Here is a 17107-nt window from a genome sequence, read left to right as displayed (position 1 = left end):
GGAGCCGGTGCTACTGAGTGAAGCTCGCGGTCAGGGCCGTGGCGTCTCCGCCGCCCGCGGGGGTGGCCCAGTCGTTCCACTGGCCGGTGTTGTAGTCGCCGTCGCGTTCGGTCAGGGTGTTGTCGCTGCGGACCGCGAAGACGTGGTTGACGTTGTTCGCCATGGCGCTGGTCACTCGCTTGAGGTTGCCGCCGCCGCCGTTCCACCAGCCGTTCCAGGAGCCCCGGTCGAAGTCGCCGTCGGTGTTGTACCAGTTGCCGTCCAGGCCGATCGCGCCCAGGTGGACGGTGTTTCCTGACGCGGTGGCCGTGACGTCCTGCGCGCGGAAGCCGCCTGCCGGGCCGGCCACCTGCCAGTCCGACCACTTGCGCGCCGCGTAGTCCGCGTCGAGTTCCATCAGCTGGTCGTTGGCGTCGACTGCGATGATGTGGTTCACGTGGTCGGCGGTGGTGGCGCTGGTGAGGCGCTTGAGGCCGTTGCCTCCGTGATCCGTCCAGCCGTTCCAGTTGCCTCCCGCGAAGTCCCGGTCGGAGTTGTAGAGCCTGCCGTCCAGACCGATGGCGACGAGGTGGACGGTATTGCCGTCCGAGGCCGCCGAGACGGCCTTCACCTCGGGCGAGCCGGCCAGGGCGTACCAGCCCGACCACTTGCCGGTCGCGTAGTCGCCGTCGTTCTCGTAGATGCGGTTGTCACCGCCCACTGCGAACGTCCGGTTCACCGCACCGGTTCCCGTACTCGTCACTTCCTTGAGCTGCGAAGCACCCTGGTTGCTCCAGCCGCTCCAGCGGCCGGTGGCGTAGTCGCCCTCCGCGTTGAAGAGCTCCCCGTTCGGTGCGATCCGCTGGAGGTGCACCGCGTTCGTCAGCTGGGGCTCGTCGATGACGTTGTCGTAGCGGCGGGGGCTGAAGGTGCCGTGCCCGGACCAGTACGGGTAGGGGATCTCGCGGTGCACCGCGCCGACGCTGCCCGCCTGCTCGTAGGCGTCGTAGCGGGTGTGCTCGGCGTTGGCCCAGCCGTTGAAGATGACCACGTGGCCGCTGGCGCCCGGGTTCGGGTTGAGCAGGATGTCACCGGGCTTGAGGGACTCCTTGGCTATCGAGGAGGTGAACTCCAGGAGGGTGCCGGTGGTCTCGCCCCAGTTGTTGGCCGAGGACGAGGAGAGGTGCCAGGCCATGGAGACGAAGCCGGAGCAGTCCGTGCGGTAGCGGCCGTTCGCGTCGGTGCGGTAGTTGGTCATGCTGTAGGGCACGCCGGCGGCCACCCACGTCCTGGCCCGGGCGATGACCTCGGCGCGGCTGATCGGGCCGGCCACGTTCGACGCGGCCGCCAGGCCCTGCGGCGCGGCGAGGAAGGGCGAGGCCTTCTTCCGGACCGGGGAGGCCGCCGCGTCGAGCTGGGCCCGGGTGGCGGTCGTCGGGTTGGGGACCGTCGGGGTGAACGGGGTGATCGTGCCCTGGTCCGCCCGGTCGGCCGTGGACGGCGGTGCCGGCGGCTGCGCCGCGTGGGCGGGGACGGTCGTGGTCAGCACGACGGAGGCCAGGCCGGCCGCGAGCAGGGCGATGGCGGACGTACGGCGCTGAGCGTGGGACATGGGTGTTCGCCAGTGGTGGTGTCGGGGCAGGCCGGAGCAACGGCCGGTGCCGGGAGGTCGAGACGAGGAGGATCAGGCGATGCGGAGGGTGAATCCGTGGGTGGCGGCGGGACCCGCCACACGGCCCAGCAGGGCGCGCATCTGGTCCTGTGCCGTCCGGTCGCAGCGGGCGCGGACGAAGAGGACGACGTCGAGACCGCCGTACGGGGCGGGCCGGGCCCGCAGGTGCTCCAGGCCGTCGGAGGGCCTGGCGTGCGCCCAGACCAGGTCATGGACTGGGCCTGCTCACCGGCTCCCTGGACACGCCGGGCGAACTGCGCGCCGTCAGCCCCGAGTCGGGTCTCGAACAGCTCCTGCGGCGTCAGGAGCAGGACCTCGCCCGCCGGCAGCAGGAACTCGCGCTGAGCAGGGCGGCCGTGTCCCGCGCCGTCGCCGAGTTCGCGGACCTGCGGCCGAACACGGCGCCCTGGCCCGGCAGATCGGGTTGCGGGCGGTGTACCAGGACAGCGCCAGGAACGACGGGGCGACGCTCGCCTACGCCCAGTGGGAGACGGGGCTCGGCGCGCAGGTGCGCACCAGTCCCGTGCTGCCGCCCCGGATGCTGATCTTCGACCGGGAGACCGCGCTCGTCCCGATCGATCCCGCCAACTCCCGGCTCGGAGCGCTCTGCACCACGTCCCCGGGCATCGTGGCCTCGCTCGTCGCCCTGTTCGAGCAGACCTGGGAGACGGCCGTCCCGCTCGGGGCGGCCCTCGCGCAGACGCCCGAGGACGGGATCACCCCCGGCGAACAGGTGCTGCTGAAGCTCCTTGCGGCGGGGATGACCGACGAGGCGGCCGGCAAGCGGCTGGGCGTCTCCCTGCGGACCGTACGACGGCAGATGTCGGCGCTCATGGAGCGCCTCGACGCGACCAGCCGGTTCGAGGCCGGCCTGAAGGCCGCCCAGCGCGGCTGGCTCTGAGCAGCGCGATCCGGCGAACCTCCCCGGACGGAGCACGGCACTGATTAGGCTGCCGCCGACCATGACAGCGGCATCCAGGGGGGATCCGAATGGTACGGAGCACGATGCGGCTCGCAGTCGTACGCGCCTTGGCGACGGCAGGACTGCTGGTGGGGCTCGCGGCCGGGGGAGCGGCCGCGACCGGCACCGCGCAGGCCGCCGCCACGCCGGCCGCCACGCCGGCCGCCGCCGCGGCGACGGTGCCCGCGGCGGCGCAGCCTTCCGCCTTGGCGGAGCACGGCCCGCGCTACGCCCGGACGGCCGCGAGCGCGGACCTGCCGGAGATGCCGGAGCTGCCCGGCATCCAACAGCCCGTGTCCGAGGGAACGTTCAGCTTCAGCGGTGACTCCGGTGACGAGGTCACCCAGGGCCGTACGAGGTCCTTCGGCACGCCCGCGCAGAACTTCTTCATCTACCGCAGCACCGGCAGCAACATGGCGGAGGTCCGGGTCCAGGACGGTGACACCTGGTGGTACGCGGCCTTCGGCGCCCCCGCGGGCCGACGGCTCACCGCCGGGACCTACTCCGGAGCCACCCTGTTCCCGTTCCACGAGAACACGCCCGGGCTCGACTTCTCCGGCGACGGCCGCTACTGCAACGCCGTCTCGGGCAGCTTCACCGTGCACAGCATCGACTGGACCCCGCAGGGCCATCTCAACTCCCTCGACGCCAGCTTCGAACAGCGCTGCCAGGGCAGTACGGCCGCCTCCCGCGGCTCCGTCCGCGTCCAGGCCCCGCCCGCCCCGCCGGTGCTGGCACTCGCCGTGACGGGCGCCCGGATCGGCAGCGTCACCCCCGAGGGCGAGGCGGTGCTCCACGGCACCCTGCGGTGCACCAAGTCCGCGCAGGTCAACGTCTACGCGTACGTGGTCCAGCAGCAGGGCGACCGGAAGATCACCGGCTGGCTCCGCGAGTTGGTCGACTGCACGGCCGGCACGACGGTCGCGTGGCAGGGGAAGGCGACCGCCTACGACTTCGCCCGCTACCGGGACGGCTGGGCCGACGCCGCGGTGGGCGCCAGGGCCTACGACGGGGACTACCTGATCGACACCCAGGCCCCGGGCAGGAACCCGAGGGTCTGCCTCGGCCGCTGCGGGAGCTGACCCCGCGGGCCCCCGGGCTCCGGAGGGCCGGCCCGGGGCAGGATGGGGGGATGGAGCGGAAAGAACTGGAACGGCGGGCGCGGGGGCTGGCGGCGCAGGGTGGGCGGCGGATCCTGGGGATCGCCGGGCCGCCCGGCGCCGGGAAGTCGACGCTGGCCGCCGACCTCGCGCGGGCGCTGGGGCCCGGGCTGGCGGCCGTCGTGCCGATGGACGGCTTCCACCTCGCCCAGGCCGAACTCGTACGGCTGGGACGCGCCGACCGCAAGGGAGCGCCGGACACCTTCGACGCCGCCGGGTACGCGGCCCTGCTGCGCCGGCTCCGGGAGCCCGGCGGGGTGGTGTACGCGCCGGCCTTCGACCGCGCACTGGAGGAGCCGGTCGCCGGGAGCATCCCCGTGGACCCGGACGTTCCGCTCGTGATCACCGAGGGCAACTACCTGCTGTACGAGGCGGGGGAGTGGGCCGCGGTGCGGCCGCTGCTGGACGAGGCCTGGTTCCTGGCGCCCGACGACACGCTCCGCGTGCGCAGGCTGATCGCCCGTCACGTCCGCCACGGCAAGGAGGAGTCGTACGCCGCACAGTGGGTGAGCCGGTCGGACGAGGCGAACACCCGCCTCGTCGCCCCGGGCCGCAGCCGCGCCGACCTGGTGGTGGAGTGAGTGCGGCCGCCCCGACGTCAGGGACGGCGGGTCGCGAGGTTGAGGTCGACGACGTAGTGCTCCTCGATCCAGCCGTCGGGGAAGCGGGCCGTCAGGTGGGCGCGCTCGGCGGTGAGGAAGTCACCCGTTCCCGGTGTGCCGATCAGGAAGAGCGAATGCGTGGCGAGTTTGGCCAGATGGGTGTCGACGGGTATGCGTCGTGACCAGCGCAGCCGGCGGTTGGTGAAGGCGAGACCCGGATGCGGGCGCGTGCGTTCGTTGATGTACCAGCCGGGGCCGAAACGGTCCTCGATGCGGGTCTGCTGGTCGGCGATCCACTCGACGCGGGTGTCGGGGTCGTTGGACCAGACGGCCAGTGCGCCGCCGGGTCGCAGGACGCGCAGGGCTTCGGGGACCGAGCGCTCGGGGTCGGTCCAGTGCCAGGACTGCGCGTACGTGAGGACGTCCAGGCGGGCGTCGGCCAGCGGAAGGCGGTTGCCGTCGCCGCGGACCAGGGGGACGGCCGGGTTGCGGCGCCGGAACTCGGCGGCCATTCCGTCGCCCGGCTCCACGGCCAGGACCCGGGCGCCGCGCGCGTGCAGGAGGGCGGTCGCGATGCCGGTGCCCGCCCCGACGTCGGCGACGCGCGCACCGGCCAACGGGAAACCGGCCGCCTCCTCCACGGCGTCGAGCAGTGCGGACGGATAGGAGGGGCGGGAGGCGGCGTACCGTGCGGCCGCGGCGCTGAACGAACGAGCACGGGATCCGGTCGTCATACCGTCCATGATGAGTGCCCCGTCAACGGGGCGTGCGCCCGGCCGCCGTGCCGTCAGAGCTGGAGGCAGGGCCCCGGGGCGCATGCCCCGGGGCCCATCCCCGTGCTCCGTACCGGTGTCGGTCAGGCGCCACCGGCGACGGTGCCGATGTAGGTCCAGCCGCCGTTGGGGTCGCCGCCGTTGAAGAGGTAGCCGGTGAGGCTGCCGTTGGGTCCGGCGACAAGGTAGTCGGCGTGGCTGTCGCCGTCGAAGTCGGCGATGTGGACCTGGTTGTGGTCCGTGGTCACGCCCGTGGCGATCTGCCCCACCGGCCGCCAGCCGCCGTGGGCGTCGCCGCCGCGGTTGAGGTAGGCGGTGATGCTGCCGTCGGGGGCGACGGTCCAGTAGTCGGCGCGGCCGTCGCCGTCGTTGTCGGCCAGGCGGACCCGGGTGCGGTCGGCGGTGGTGCCGCCGGCGACCTGGCCGATGCCGAACCAGCCTCCGCCGATGTCCCCGCCGCGGTTGAGGTAGGCCTGGACGGCGCCGTTGTCGGCGATGGTGAGGTAGTCGGCCCTGCCGTCGCCGTCGAAGTCGGCGAAGCGGACCTGCTCGTGCTGGTTGGTGGTGCCGCCGGCGACCCGGCCGATGCCCTGCCAGCCGCCGCCGTTGTCCCCGCCGCGGTTGAGCCAGACGTTGACGGAGCCGTCGGGGCCGATGACGACGTAGTCGGCCTTGCCGTCGCCGTCGAAGTCGACGAGACGCACCCGGCCGCGCTCGTTGGTGATGCCGCCCGCGACGAGGCCGCGGTCCTTCCAGCCGGCCGCCCCCGCCGGGTCTCCGCCCCGGTTCAGCCGAGCCCGCACCTCGCCGTTGTCGGCGATCGTCATGAGGTCGAGGCGGCCGTCCCCGTCGAAGTCGGCCCACCGCGCCGCCCCGCTGCCGCCGTTCTCGGATCCCGCCCGCGGTGCCGGAGGACGTACGGTCCAGCCGTTGGTGACGGCCTGCTCCAGGCCGCCGTAGAAGGACTCGGCCATCTTGCGGTAACCGGAGTCGTTGGGGTGGAGCTGGTCGGGCAGCTCGGCCGCCTCCAGGCGCGGCGGGGGGACGTAGAGGATCCGCTCGCCCCGGGCGCGCCGGGCGGCTGCCTGGTCGCTGACGTAGGTGTTGACGTGCTCGATCTCGCTCGCGAGTCCGGTGGTGTCGGGGAGCAGGCCCTGGACGACGATCGTGACCGAGGGACGGTTGGCCACGATGCGGTCCACGAGGGTGGAGAAGCTGCGCGCGGTGTCGGCGGGGCTGATGTGGTTCCACGTGAGGTCGTTGATGCCCAGGTGGAGGAGGATCACATCGGGGTCGGCCGAGGTCTGCCACCGGTCGATGTTGGTGCGTATCTGGTCGACGGTGTAACCGGGGTGGCCCTCGTTGTCCGGGTCCGCGACGGACCCGCCGGAACCCGAGCCGACGAAGTCCGGCGTGAAGCGGGACTGGCCGGCCATCAGATCCCACAGGTGCGCCCGGTACCCGGCGGCGTGCGAACTCCCGGCGCCCGCGGTGATCGAATCGCCGAGCGGCAGGATCCTGACGAGGGGCCGGGGCGGCTGCGGCGCCGCCGTGGCGACAGTGGTGTCGAGTCCGAGTGCGCAGAGCCCGCCGACGACGGCGAGACTCAGAAGGGTGGAACGTTTCATCACGTTTATGAGGCCTTGGGGTGGTAGCAGTGTGACGCGATGCCCCGCCCGGGCGGGCGGGTGGGAGCGAGTCACAGGAGATGAGCGGTCAGAACACGCCAGCTTATCCGGCGTTGCGCCCGGTGCATCCGCCAGCCTCGTCGTTCTGACGGGCAAGATCAATAGGATTTAGCGCTCGCGTTGGTGTTCGCGCCACCCCCGTCGGCGAGCAGGTCGAGGCATCACCAGGCCGGGCGGATCGGTCCCGGTGGGGTCAGTCGGGTCAGGTCGGCGACGAGTTCGCTGAAGCGCGCCTCTCCCAGCGCGTCCCGCCACGGCGCGACGGCGGCCCGGGCCGCCTCGTCGGCGGCGCGGGTGGCGGCCCAGCCCGCCTCGGTGAGCCCCAGGAGCCGGGCGCGGGCGTCGGTGGGGTGCGGGTGCCGTGCGACGTACCCCTTGCGGACCAGCTCGTCGACCAGCTGGGCGGCGGCCTGCTTGGTCACCCCCAGGTGCTCGGCGAGTTGGGCCGTGGTGGCGTCGCCCACGGAGATGCGGGCGAAGGCGAAGCCGTGGGCGGGCCGCAGGTCCTCGAATCCCTGCTGGGAAACGCGAGCGTGGATCTCCTGCACCAGCTGCCCGGAGAGTGCCAGTACGAGCGCGGAGAAGGCGAGGGCGTCATCCATGGGCTTGACTATAACTCGTCAAGCTGCTTGTCTTTATGGACAAGTTACTTGTCCATATGGAGGTTGGTATGCCGTTCATCCGCAGTGACCAGGCCGTCGCGCACGAGATCCACGGCGGCCGCTTCGTTTCCTACGTCCGCCCGGGCACGGGCAGCCGGGATCTCGCCGCCTGGCGCACCGAGATCCCGGCCGGAATGGTCGGCCCGGCCCACACGATCAGTCACGAGGAGACGTTCTACGTGCTGTCCGGTCGCCTCCGGCTGACCATCGACGGCGAGAGTGCCGAACTCGGCGTCGGCGACGCGGCGGTGGCCCCGGCAGGCTCCGAGCTCGGGGTCGCCAACACCACCGATGAGCCCGCGCACATGTGGGTCACCACCAGCGTCGGACTCACGGCCAAGCTGGCCGACGGCAGCACCATCGCGCCGCCCTGGGCCCACTAGGGGGTCAGCGGAAATCGGACGGGACCTTGCCGGTGGCGCGGGGTGATCAGAAGTACGCGATGACGGGAGCGTGGTCCGAGACGCCGGTCGTGGGCAGGGTGTCCGGCGTCTGGTGCGTCATGTCCATCAGCGTCTGGTCCACCTGGCAGCTGCTGAAGTGGTGTCCGGGGCGCCGGTCCGTGAACAGGTGGTCCAGGGTGTAGGTGCTGGGGGTGGCTCCGGTCCAGGTCTGGTGGGTGTGGAGGGCCGGGTCGGTGGCGCACCGGTCGAGGTCGCCCGAAATGCCGCCGAGCGTTGCCGACGTGGCCGAGGCGTTGAGGTCGCCGCCGATGACGATGCCGTTGCGGAAGTCGGTGACCAGCTCGTTCCTGATCAGCTGCGACTGCAGGGTCCGGACGATGTCGGGGAACTTCTTCCCCTTCAGGCCCGGGACCAGGTGCGTCGTGCACAGCTTCTCGGCCCACGCGTTGGGGCGGACGCACAGTACGGGGCTCTTGCGCTTCGCCAGCTTCTGCAGCTCCTGAGTCAGGACGTTGCCGCTCTCGGCCGCGGGCAACTGCGTGAAGTCCGCCGCGGTCAGGTCGCGCGGCAGGCTTTCCACGATCTGGGTCCGGCCCGGGGCGAAGCCTCCCTTGACGGCGATCAGGACGCCGATCTCGCCGCCCACGAACGGCCCTTCCAGGCCCGGCTCCGAGCCCGGCCGGCAGTCCTTGCTGCCGTCTGCCCGCGTGCCGGGCGCGTGGACCAGCTGCCAGTCGTCCGACAGGACCTGGTCGAGCCGCCACATGTGGCTCAACTTCTCGTTCGCCGTGGGCTCCCCGGGGTGTGCGGTGTATCCGCAGGCCTCCTGGAGCATGATCACGTTCGCGTCGTGCTTCGCGACGAGATCGGTGAGCGCCTGGATCTTCTTCGCCGGGAAGTTGCGCTGCGGGCAGTAGCCCCCGTCGCCGCGTGCGCTGCCGGCGTCTCCGCAGATGTTCCAGGTGACCACCCGCAGGGGGCCGGTCTTCGCCTGCAGGCTGTGGGAGAAGTCCTCGACGGCGTACGGCATGGTGCCCGTTTCACCGTCGGCGGGCAGGGCGGTGGCGTAGGTCGCCACGCCGACTCCGGTGAGGACGAGTGCGGCCACGGTGACGAGGGCTCTGCGGGCGCGGTGTATCACGCTGGTTCCTTTGCGGCGGGCGGTGCGCTTGGCCGTGTCGGCATGGACCGGCTCCGGGAGCGGCCCGGCACTGGCCCTGGTGATGCCTGAGCTCATGGTCCTTCCCGGGGGAGACGGTAACCGTTTACGACCTTCTTATCAATCGTAGTTGCAAATCAATCAAGGCTGGTTGAAATCCGACGGGTTCCCCCATACGGTCCTCGGAGGCCGCGCCGGGCCTTTCGCACGCCGGGCCCGGTGGGTACCGGCCGGCAGAAGGGGAGATTCAGTGCGCCGCAGAATGGGGGCGGCCGCGGAGCCGACGGTCAGTGACCGTGGGCGGACCGTGGCGTTCTGGAAGTCCGGTGGTCCGGCGGCGAAGGCGGCCGCCGACGCGGCGCTGGACGCCCGCATCGAGGCCGTCCGTGCGTTCCCGAGCGACCGCGCCCAGGACCGGGAGTACGCCTCTTGAGCCCGGTCATCGGCGGAATCTTCTCGCACTGCAGTTGCATCGGATGAGGGAACGCATGGATCCACAGCTTCAACGCCTGTACCCGGACATCTCCGCGGCGGGCGGCCTCGCGATCGCGATGAGTACCTTGGCGCACCTGCGCGGCCTGGCCATCGGGCCGGTGGCAGCCTCGCTCCACGGCATCAGGATCGGAACGGACAGGGGAACGGTCACCGTCAGCCTCGCGCCCGAGGAGCGGCTGTTCCTCCTGGGTGTCCACTCCCCGGGCTTCACCTGGGGGACCGGCTCGACGGGTGAGCTGGGGCTGCTCGTGGACGCGGTCTCCGCCTGGTGCTCGGGGATGTCGATCGACGAGTTCGAAGCGAAGTTCCCGTTCGTGCGGCTCGACGAGTTCGCCCGGGCGCTCGAAGTCGGGGACGTCACCCCCCAGCAGTGGTCCCAGTTGCTCGGATCCGACTTCTACGCCGCCCACCGAAGCCTGCTCCGCCGCATCCACGCGGACGAGCGGCTGCGCACGCTGTTCCCCACGTTCACGCACGGCGAGCTCCGGCTCCGCGTCGACCCGATGGACTTCGAAAGCCGCCAGTTCCTCGTCGATCACCTCGGGGAGCACCGCTATCAGGTCACCACGGTCGATGAGCTGCGGACGACGCGCGTCACCGAGTCGCTCGACGATCTGATCGGATGCCTGCGCGCCCTCCTCGGCGGCACCGACTGATCCGGCTCGTAAGGCGATGACGAAGACGGCAAACCTGCGCTCCGGGCTCCGCAAGGGCCCGGACCGCAGGCGCGCCGCCCCGCGTGCGCGACTGCGGCGGGGGGTCTCGGCGACAGCTTCTCCGACCGCACGTCGTACGTGTTCGAACTGCTGGCGTTCGACGTCGTGGGTGACATGGCCCATACGGCCGGCCTGGAGCACACCTCCGACTCCGTCGACGGACAGCCGCGCACCTACACCCTGCGGGCCACCCAGGTGTACCGCCGCGAGGACGGCCAGTGGAAGGTGGCCCATCGCCACGGTGACACCGTGACGGCGTGCAGCGGCAGGGCGCGTGCCGCCGAGTGCGCCTTCGCGCTCCGTCGAACGGCGCAACCACCGCTGGGCCGCGGCTCGCCATGATCAATAACCTGACGCCCGGTGCGTGACCTCGCGCCTGTCGGACAGAGAAGGCGAGCGACGCCCAGTGAAACTCCCGATGTTGCAGCGCATGGCCTCGCTCACCGCGGCGACAGCGCTGCTGGCGGCGCTCGCCGCCGCCCCGGCCGGTGCGGCCGGCGACTGGCAGCAGGTCGGCGCCGACACCCGCAGCGGTGTCAGCGGTATCGCGTACGAGGGCCGGACCGAAGACGGAGCCGGGGTGCACGTGCTGGTCGTGCACGACAACAAGCGTTCCGGGCTGCAGCGGCTCTCCCGGATCACGCACCGGGAGGGCTCCGACGGCATCTCCCCGATCGCCTGGGCCGGGGCGGAACCCGTGGACCTGGAGGCCATCGAAGCCGTTCCGGGCCTGCCGGGGGAGTACCTGGCGCTCACCGGCCGGGGCATCGTCTACCGCCTGAAGGTCACCGGCTCGACCGCGACGGTCGTCGACTACACCCCGCTGCCGGCGATCGGCGAGGGTGACGACTTCGAGAGCTTCGCGCTCGTCGCGCAGAACGGGCAGCTCGCCGTCCTGTGGGCGGACCGCGGAACCGGTGCGGACCGTCCCGCCACCCTGTACGCGGCGCCCCTGACCTTCGCCGCGTGGGGGCAGCCGCTGTTCGGCGCCGTGACGCGCAGGGCCTACCGGGCGGCGTACCCGACCGATGGGGGAACGCGGCACGTCTCCGACATCTCGGTGACCGACTCCGGCCGGCTCGTCGTGAGTTCGGCCTCGGACGCCGGGGACGACGGCCCGTTCGACTCCGCCGTGAGCGACGCGGGCCGGGTGACCGTATCGGCGGCAGGCAGGGTACGGGTCACGCTCGCACCGACCCCCACGGTGCTGGGGACGTTCCCGGGGTACAAGATCGAGGGCGTGGAGTGCCTGCCCGGCTCCACCGACGCACTCCTGGGCACCGACGACGAGAACCTCGGCGGATACGTGCGGACCGTGCCCTTCTGCGGAGTCTGACCAGGGGTCTGCCGTCCGACCAGGAAGGATCAATCACAGTTGGGCTGCGATCAGTCGTAGTTGTTCGGCGGGGTTTCAGTCGGTACGGTCTCCTCCGGTGATCCGCCCGGTCCGAGGCGGCGCGTTCTCGGGAGGGGAACCCACGTATGAAGCTCCGCCACAAGCTTTCGCTGGCCGGTGCGCTGTGCGCGCTGCTGCTGCCCGTCACGACGGCCCAGGCCGACGCCGTGAGCCCGAAGACGTACAACGTCTGGCAGTGGAACGTCGCCGGGGACTCGATTCACGACGGCCGGACCGACACCGGCATGGTCGACGCGGCGGTCGGCTCGATCGTCTACCGCGGGGCGGACTTCGCGGCCTTGAACGAACTCTGCGAGAACCAGTACGACGCCCTCGTCGCGAAGCTGCGCATCGAGAACTGGCCGCAGAATGCGGACAACTTCGCACGCTTCGAGCCGAGCCGCCAGGGCGGCAACAAGGCGATCTGCAAGAACGGCGCCTACGGCAACGCGATCTTCAGCAAGCGGCCCCTGGGCCCCGCCGACCGGATCGCGCTGCCGGACGACGGCACCGCCGAGAAGCGGAACATGCTGTGCGCGGGCCTCCTCGACGGGTCGGGCACCCGCTTCTGCACCACGCACATCACCAAGGAGCTCGCCTTCAGCACCGCCCAGCTGGACGCCGTGCACACGCAGTTGGAGGCGCACAGCGGCGAGTCGGTGCTGATCGCCGGCGACTTCAACGCCCAGCCGGACTACGGCCGGCTGAACACCTTCTACACGGCGAGCGCGAACACGCCCAACAACCCGAACAACGCCGGCGAGTACCGGGAGCTCGACGACAACGACGAGGGCCAGTGCCTCGGTTACGGCGAGTGGACCGTCGAAGGTTCCGGATCCAACACCCCGCCCTGCGGGCCGAATGCCAAGATCGACCTGATCTTCGTCCGTGAGTCCGCCCTCGCCGGCCCGTACAGCGCGGACTCGCTGGGCATCTCGGCCGGCTGCACCTACGTGCCCGGAGGCCTCTGCTCCGACCACCGCATCCTGACCGGGACCGTCACCGTCAAGTAGCGGCCCCAAGAGGACAGATCAGGTCAGGTCAGGTTCAGCCCGCCGTCGAAGACGATGACCTCGCCGGTGAGGTAGGTGCTGGCGATCACCGAAGCCACCATTTCGGCCACGTCGGCGGGCTGCGCCGGGCGGCGCATGGGTGCGCGGTCCCGCCACAGCTCGTGCGCCCCTACCCAGTCCTTCGTCATCGGCGTGTCCACCAGCCCCGGGGCCACCGCGTTGACCCGTACGTCGGGACCGAGCGCGGCCGCGAGGAGCCGTGTCACGTGGTTCAGAGCGGCCTTGCTCGCTGCATACGGCACCGACGAGCCCTTGGGGCGCACCCCGGCATGGCTGGTGACGTTCACAATGCTGCCGCCCGCGGGGGACCGGCGCAGCGCCGGGAGCGCCTCCGTGCACAGCACCCAGGGCGCGATCAGGTTGACCTCCAGCAGCCGGCGCCAGTCCGCGGGGGTGGCCGCGGCCAGGTCGTCGTGGGGGATCGGCCAGCTGATGCCGGCGTTGTTCACCAGCACGTCCAGCCGCCCGTACCGGCCGAGCGCCGCCTCGACCAGCCCCCGGGCCTCCTCCTCCACCTCCAGATCCGCCCGCACGTACGCACCGCCGAGCTCCGCCGCCAGCGCCTCGCCGGCCTCCACGCTGCCTCGCGAGTGCACGACCACCCGCATCCCGTCCGCGGCGAGCCTGCGCGCGACGGCCTCCCCGATGCCCGACGTCGACCCGGTGACCAGGGCGACGGGCCGATCCGTTCGATCAATGCTCATGCCCACGGATCCTGCCACGGCCGGGACGTCCGACCTGCAAGAAGGGGACCGATGGCGGTGGGACGGGCCATCGAGCTGGCGTGCAATGGAGGGGGCGGCGACGGAGCCGTGCGCGAGCGGAGGTCCTGATGGCGGTCGAGGAGAAGCGCGGGTACTGCACCCTCTGCAAGTCGCGCTGCGGCGCGATCTACACCGTCGAGGACGGTCGGCGGCTCATCGGGGTGCGGCCGGACCCCGACCACCCCACCGGCGCGGCGATGTGCCCCAAGGGCCGCTCCGCTCCGGAGATCGCGCACAGCACCCGGCGCCTGACCACCCCGCTGCGCCGTACGAATCCCAAGTCGGACCCCGATCCGGGATGGGTCGCCGTCTCGTGGGACGAGGCGATGACGGAGATCGCCGGGAAGCTCCGGACGATCTCCGAGGAGCACGGGCCCGAGGCCGTCGCGTTCGGCGTGGCCACGCCCTCGGGGACGATGGTCTCGGACGCGACCGAGTGGATCGAGCGCTTCGTACGCCTCTTCGGCAGCCCGAACACCGTGTACAGCGCGGAGATCTGCAACTGGCACAAGGACTTCGCGCACGCCTTCACCTTCGGCTCGCCGATCCCGCCGCCCGACTACGCGCACGCCGGGCTCGCGCTGCTGTGGGGCTTCAACCCGGCCAAGACCTGGCTGGCCCAGTCCGCCGCGCTGTCCCAGGCCCAGGCGAAGGGCACGAAGCTGGCCGTCGTGGACCCGCGCCGCTCCACCAGCGCCCTGCGGGCCGATCACTGGCTGCGGGTGAGGCCCGGCACCGATGCCGCGCTCGCGCTGGGACTCGCCCACCTGCTGATCGAGACCGGCGGCTACGACGAGGGGTTCGTGCGGGCCTGGACCAACGGGCCCCTGCTGGTACGCACCGACACCGGACGCTTCCTGCGCGCCGGCGACCTGCCCGTCGAGGACGGCGGCGCCGGGTGCTCAGCGGTCACTGCCGCCACCGCCACCGCCACCGCCGACACTGCCGCCACCGCCGACACCGCCGACACCTTCGTCGTCTTCGATGACGAGACCGGCCGGGCCGAGGCATACGACACGACGCGCGCCGCTCGCCGCCCGCAGCGGTTCGCGCTGCGCGGCACCCGACAGGTCACCGTCCGGGACGGCTCCCTCGTGGAGTGCGCGCCGGCCTTCGAGCGGTACGCCGAAGCCTGCGCCGCCTGGCCACCGGCCCGCGTCGCGGAAACGACCTGGATACCCGAACGGGAGGTCCGCGCCCTGGCGGCGGAGATCGCCGCCGCGCCGTCGGTCACGTACTACGGCTGGACCGGCGTCGGACAGAGCGCGAACGCCACCCAGACCGAACGCGCCCTGGCCACCCTCTACGCCCTGACCGGCTCCTACGACAGCCCCGGCGGCAACCACGTCGCCCCTGCCCCGCCCTACAACCCGGCCGGTTCCTCCGCCCGGCTCGCCCCCGAACAGCGCGCCAAGGCCCTCGGCCTCGACAAGCACCCCCTTGGCCCGCCGGCCTCCGGGTACATCAACGCCGGCGACCTGTGCACCGCCATCGAGACGGGCCACCCGTACCGGGTCCGCGCCCTGATCGGCTTCGGCTCCAACCTCGTCGTCGCCCAGCCGGACTCCGACCGCACCGCCCGCGCCCTGCGACAGCTCGACTTCCAGGTCCACCTCGACCTGTTCCACAACCCGACCAGCGCCGGCGCCGACATCGTCCTGCCGGTCAACAGCGCCTACGAGCGCGAGGCCCTGCGCTTCGGCTTCGAGATCGACCACCGCGCCCAGGAACACGTCCAGCTCCGGCCCCGGATGGTCGAACCGCAGGGGGAGTCCCGGAGCGACACCGAGTTCGTCTTCGACCTCGCCTGCCGCCTGGGCCTGGGCGAGGAGTTCTTCGGCGGGGACATCGAGGCGGCCTGGAACTGGCAGCTCGAACCCCTCGGCCTGACCGTACGCTCGCTGCGCGACCGGCCCGGCGGGGTACGGGTGCCCCACCCGCTCGCGCACCGCAAGTACGCCGCGCCCGCGCCCGCATCCGCATCGGCACCCGCCTCCGCCGGGCGAACCGGAGCCACGGTGACCGGCTTCAACACCCCCACCCGGCGCGTCGAGCTCTACTCGGAGCGGCTGCTGGACCACGGCTACCCGCCGGTGCCCGAACACCACGACCCCGCCCCCACCGACGCGGCGTACCCGCTCGTGCTGACCTGCGCCAAGCACGGCCACTTCGTCCACAGCCAGCAGCGCTCGCTGACCTCACTGCGCCGCCGCGCCGCCGACCCCTCGGTTGACCTGCACCCCCGGGCGGCGGCCGCGCGGGGGATCGGCGAGGGCCAGTGGGTCGTACTCACCACCCGCCTCGGCTCCATCCGCCTGCGCGCCCGCTTCGACGACTCTCTGCACCCCTCGGTCGTCGTCGGCGAGTACGGCTGGTGGCAGGACGCCCCCGACCTCGCCCTGCCCGGAGCCGATCCGACCGGCCCCACCGGCAGCAACTTCAACCGGCTCGTCGACCACAGCAGCACCGACCCGCTCAGCGGCTCGGCGCCGCTGCGCTCCTCCGTGTGCCAGATCCGCCCCGCGCCCGCCGACGGCTCCTGGACCGGCACCCGCGCCTTCACCGTCACCGCCCTCACCGACGTGAGCCCCGGGGTCCGCGGCCTGCGACTGGAGCCCTGCGACGGCGGCGCCCTGCCCGACCACCTGCCCGGCCAGCACGTCACCCTCCGGGCCGAACACCCCGACGGGACGCTCCAGGACCCGGCGGCGGGCCGCAGCTACTCCCTCACCGGCCCCGCCGTGCAGACCGGCCGCGCCGCCTACGAACTCGCCGTACGCCACGTCCCCGGCGGCGCCTTCTCCACCGGTGTCCACGAACGGCTGCGGACCGGCGACCGCCTCCACCTCACCGGCCCCGCGGGCATGTTCCGCATCCCCACCCACACCGACCACCCCGTCGTCCTCCTCGCCGGCGGCATCGGCATCACCCCCTTCCTCAGCTACCTGGAGACCCTCGCGGCCACCGGCGGCACCGTCCCCGAGGTCGTCCTCCACCACGGCAACGGCAACTCCGCCGACCACCCCTTCCGCGGCCGCCTGCGCGAACTGGCCGCCCGTATCCCGGTACTTCGGATCGTGGACCACTACGCCGCCCCTTCCCCGGGTGACCGGCTCGGCCGCGACCACGACCGAACCGGCCGCATCGGCGTGGACGACATCGACCCCGGACTCATCGACCGCCGTGCCCGCTTCTACCTGTGCGGGCCGCAGCCCATGCTCGACGCCCTCACCGGAGCCCTCGGGGCCCGGGGCGTCCCGCGTTTCGAAATCTTCAGCGAGAAGTTCCGTCCCGTCCCGCGCGCCGTGTCCGTACCCGAGGACGCCGCCTTCACCGTCACCTTCGCCCGCACCGGGAAGACGGCCACCTGGCGCAAGGACGACGGCCCGCTCCTGGCCCTCGGCGAGGCCGCGGGCATCGCCATGCCCAGCGGCTGCCGCCTCGGCCAGTGCGAAAGCTGTGCCTGCACCGTGCTGACGGGAACCGCCGCCCACCTCGTCACGCCTCCCGAGGACCTCCCCGACACCGACGTCCTCACCTGCCAGTCGATCCCCACCTCCGACGTCACCCTCGACGCCTGACGATCCGTCGGCCGTTTCGTCG

Annotated in this window: 15 protein-coding genes and 1 pseudogene; 10 read left to right on the top strand and 6 right to left on the bottom strand. The window is 72.1% G+C overall.

The annotated features are described in order from the left end of the window. Positions 1-10: 10 nt before the first annotated feature. A complete protein-coding gene (locus tag AB0M99_RS04180; RefSeq protein WP_365917096.1) occupies positions 11-1591 on the bottom strand; it encodes a hypothetical protein in 1581 nt (526 codons plus the stop codon). A gap of 493 nt (positions 1592-2084) precedes the next feature. Between AB0M99_RS04180 and AB0M99_RS04175 the strand changes: the two genes are divergently transcribed. From AB0M99_RS04175 to AB0M99_RS04165, 3 genes are all read left to right on the top strand, one after another. Further along, positions 2085-2552: a LuxR C-terminal-related transcriptional regulator gene (locus AB0M99_RS04175; protein WP_365917095.1), complete on the top strand. Its 468-nt coding sequence runs from the start codon at positions 2085-2087 to the stop codon at positions 2550-2552. A gap of 104 nt (positions 2553-2656) precedes the next feature. Further along, positions 2657-3694, top strand: coding sequence for a hypothetical protein (locus AB0M99_RS04170; protein WP_365917094.1), 1038 nt, complete (start codon positions 2657-2659; stop codon positions 3692-3694). A 50-nt stretch (positions 3695-3744) separates the two neighbouring features. After that, entirely contained in the window at positions 3745-4353 is a 609-nt protein-coding gene (locus AB0M99_RS04165) for a nucleoside/nucleotide kinase family protein (protein WP_365917093.1), read from the top strand. A gap of 17 nt (positions 4354-4370) precedes the next feature. Here AB0M99_RS04165 and AB0M99_RS04160 read toward each other — a convergent pair whose 3' ends face one another. The 3 genes from AB0M99_RS04160 to AB0M99_RS04150 form a co-directional block, all read right to left on the bottom strand. Then, positions 4371-5108 carry a class I SAM-dependent methyltransferase gene (locus AB0M99_RS04160; RefSeq protein WP_365917092.1) on the bottom strand — a complete coding sequence of 246 codons (738 nt, stop codon included), beginning with the start codon at positions 5106-5108 and terminating at the stop codon, positions 4371-4373. A gap of 122 nt (positions 5109-5230) precedes the next feature. Further along, complete coding sequence (locus AB0M99_RS04155; RefSeq protein ID WP_365917091.1) at positions 5231-6775, bottom strand: FG-GAP-like repeat-containing protein; 1545 nt, start codon at positions 6773-6775, stop codon at positions 5231-5233. Positions 6776-6996: 221 nt separating this feature from the next. Beyond that, positions 6997-7437 carry a MarR family transcriptional regulator gene (locus tag AB0M99_RS04150; protein ID WP_365917090.1) on the bottom strand — a complete coding sequence of 147 codons (441 nt, stop codon included), beginning with the start codon at positions 7435-7437 and terminating at the stop codon, positions 6997-6999. A gap of 68 nt (positions 7438-7505) precedes the next feature. Here AB0M99_RS04150 and AB0M99_RS04145 point away from each other — a divergent pair, with 68 nt between their 5' ends. Next, positions 7506-7880, top strand: coding sequence for a cupin domain-containing protein (locus AB0M99_RS04145; RefSeq protein ID WP_365917089.1), 375 nt, complete (start codon positions 7506-7508; stop codon positions 7878-7880). A gap of 46 nt (positions 7881-7926) precedes the next feature. On the opposite strand, the gene AB0M99_RS04140 is transcribed toward AB0M99_RS04145, so the two are convergent. Beyond that, positions 7927-9138: an endonuclease/exonuclease/phosphatase family protein gene (locus tag AB0M99_RS04140; protein ID WP_365917088.1), complete on the bottom strand. Its 1212-nt coding sequence runs from the start codon at positions 9136-9138 to the stop codon at positions 7927-7929. Positions 9139-9310: 172 nt separating this feature from the next. Here AB0M99_RS04140 and AB0M99_RS04135 point away from each other — a divergent pair, with 172 nt between their 5' ends. The 5 genes and pseudogenes from AB0M99_RS04135 to AB0M99_RS04115 all read left to right on the top strand — a co-directional run bounded on the left by AB0M99_RS04135 (position 9311) and on the right by AB0M99_RS04115 (position 12680). Then, positions 9311-9493, top strand: coding sequence for a hypothetical protein (locus tag AB0M99_RS04135; RefSeq protein ID WP_365917087.1), 183 nt, complete (start codon positions 9311-9313; stop codon positions 9491-9493). 55 nt (positions 9494-9548) lie between these two features. Further along, positions 9549-10211 (top strand): hypothetical protein, encoded by a 663-nt coding sequence (locus AB0M99_RS04130; protein WP_365917086.1) that lies wholly within the window; start codon positions 9549-9551, stop codon positions 10209-10211. 117 nt (positions 10212-10328) lie between these two features. Beyond that, positions 10329-10613: pseudogene (locus AB0M99_RS04125) on the top strand (nuclear transport factor 2 family protein); the annotation flags it as partial. A gap of 88 nt (positions 10614-10701) precedes the next feature. After that, entirely contained in the window at positions 10702-11607 is a 906-nt protein-coding gene (locus AB0M99_RS04120) for a hypothetical protein (RefSeq protein ID WP_365917085.1), read from the top strand. 146 nt (positions 11608-11753) lie between these two features. Continuing rightward, on the top strand, positions 11754-12680 hold the full coding sequence (locus AB0M99_RS04115) for an endonuclease/exonuclease/phosphatase family protein (protein ID WP_365917084.1): 927 nt from the start codon (positions 11754-11756) through the stop codon (positions 12678-12680). Positions 12681-12703: 23 nt separating this feature from the next. Here AB0M99_RS04115 and AB0M99_RS04110 read toward each other — a convergent pair whose 3' ends face one another. Continuing rightward, entirely contained in the window at positions 12704-13444 is a 741-nt protein-coding gene (locus tag AB0M99_RS04110) for an SDR family oxidoreductase (RefSeq protein ID WP_365917083.1), read from the bottom strand. A 128-nt stretch (positions 13445-13572) separates the two neighbouring features. Between AB0M99_RS04110 and AB0M99_RS04105 the strand changes: the two genes are divergently transcribed. After that, positions 13573-17085, top strand: a complete 3513-nt coding sequence (locus AB0M99_RS04105; protein WP_365917082.1) for a molybdopterin-dependent oxidoreductase — start codon at positions 13573-13575, stop codon at positions 17083-17085. The last annotated feature ends 22 nt before the right edge of the window (positions 17086-17107 follow it).

It is taken from the genome of Streptomyces sp. NPDC051183, from assembly GCF_040682455.1.
In the GTDB taxonomy this organism is placed as follows: domain Bacteria; phylum Actinomycetota; class Actinomycetes; order Streptomycetales; family Streptomycetaceae; genus Streptomyces.
This window is presented reverse-complemented; position numbering and strand designations above follow the sequence as displayed.

What these genes read in the sequence shown, in the direction of transcription:
- AB0M99_RS04155 (WP_365917091.1), bottom strand. Translation starts at nt 6,775, where the DNA reads ATGAAACGTTCCACCCTTCTGAGTCTCGCCGTCGTCGGCGGGCTCTGC.
- AB0M99_RS04105 (WP_365917082.1), top strand. Translation starts at nt 13,573, where the DNA reads ATGGCGGTCGAGGAGAAGCGCGGGTACTGCACCCTCTGCAAGTCGCGC.
- AB0M99_RS04115 (WP_365917084.1), top strand. Translation starts at nt 11,754, where the DNA reads ATGAAGCTCCGCCACAAGCTTTCGCTGGCCGGTGCGCTGTGCGCGCTG.
- AB0M99_RS04110 (WP_365917083.1), bottom strand. Translation starts at nt 13,444, where the DNA reads ATGAGCATTGATCGAACGGATCGGCCCGTCGCCCTGGTCACCGGGTCG.
- AB0M99_RS04160 (WP_365917092.1), bottom strand. Translation starts at nt 5,108, where the DNA reads ATGACGACCGGATCCCGTGCTCGTTCGTTCAGCGCCGCGGCCGCACGG.
- AB0M99_RS04120 (WP_365917085.1), top strand. Translation starts at nt 10,702, where the DNA reads ATGGCCTCGCTCACCGCGGCGACAGCGCTGCTGGCGGCGCTCGCCGCC.
- AB0M99_RS04150 (WP_365917090.1), bottom strand. Translation starts at nt 7,437, where the DNA reads ATGGATGACGCCCTCGCCTTCTCCGCGCTCGTACTGGCACTCTCCGGG.
- AB0M99_RS04165 (WP_365917093.1), top strand. Translation starts at nt 3,745, where the DNA reads ATGGAGCGGAAAGAACTGGAACGGCGGGCGCGGGGGCTGGCGGCGCAG.
- AB0M99_RS04170 (WP_365917094.1), top strand. Translation starts at nt 2,657, where the DNA reads ATGCGGCTCGCAGTCGTACGCGCCTTGGCGACGGCAGGACTGCTGGTG.
- AB0M99_RS04180 (WP_365917096.1), bottom strand. Translation starts at nt 1,591, where the DNA reads ATGTCCCACGCTCAGCGCCGTACGTCCGCCATCGCCCTGCTCGCGGCC.
- AB0M99_RS04140 (WP_365917088.1), bottom strand. Translation starts at nt 9,138, where the DNA reads ATGAGCTCAGGCATCACCAGGGCCAGTGCCGGGCCGCTCCCGGAGCCG.
- AB0M99_RS04145 (WP_365917089.1), top strand. Translation starts at nt 7,506, where the DNA reads ATGCCGTTCATCCGCAGTGACCAGGCCGTCGCGCACGAGATCCACGGC.
- AB0M99_RS04130 (WP_365917086.1), top strand. Translation starts at nt 9,549, where the DNA reads ATGGATCCACAGCTTCAACGCCTGTACCCGGACATCTCCGCGGCGGGC.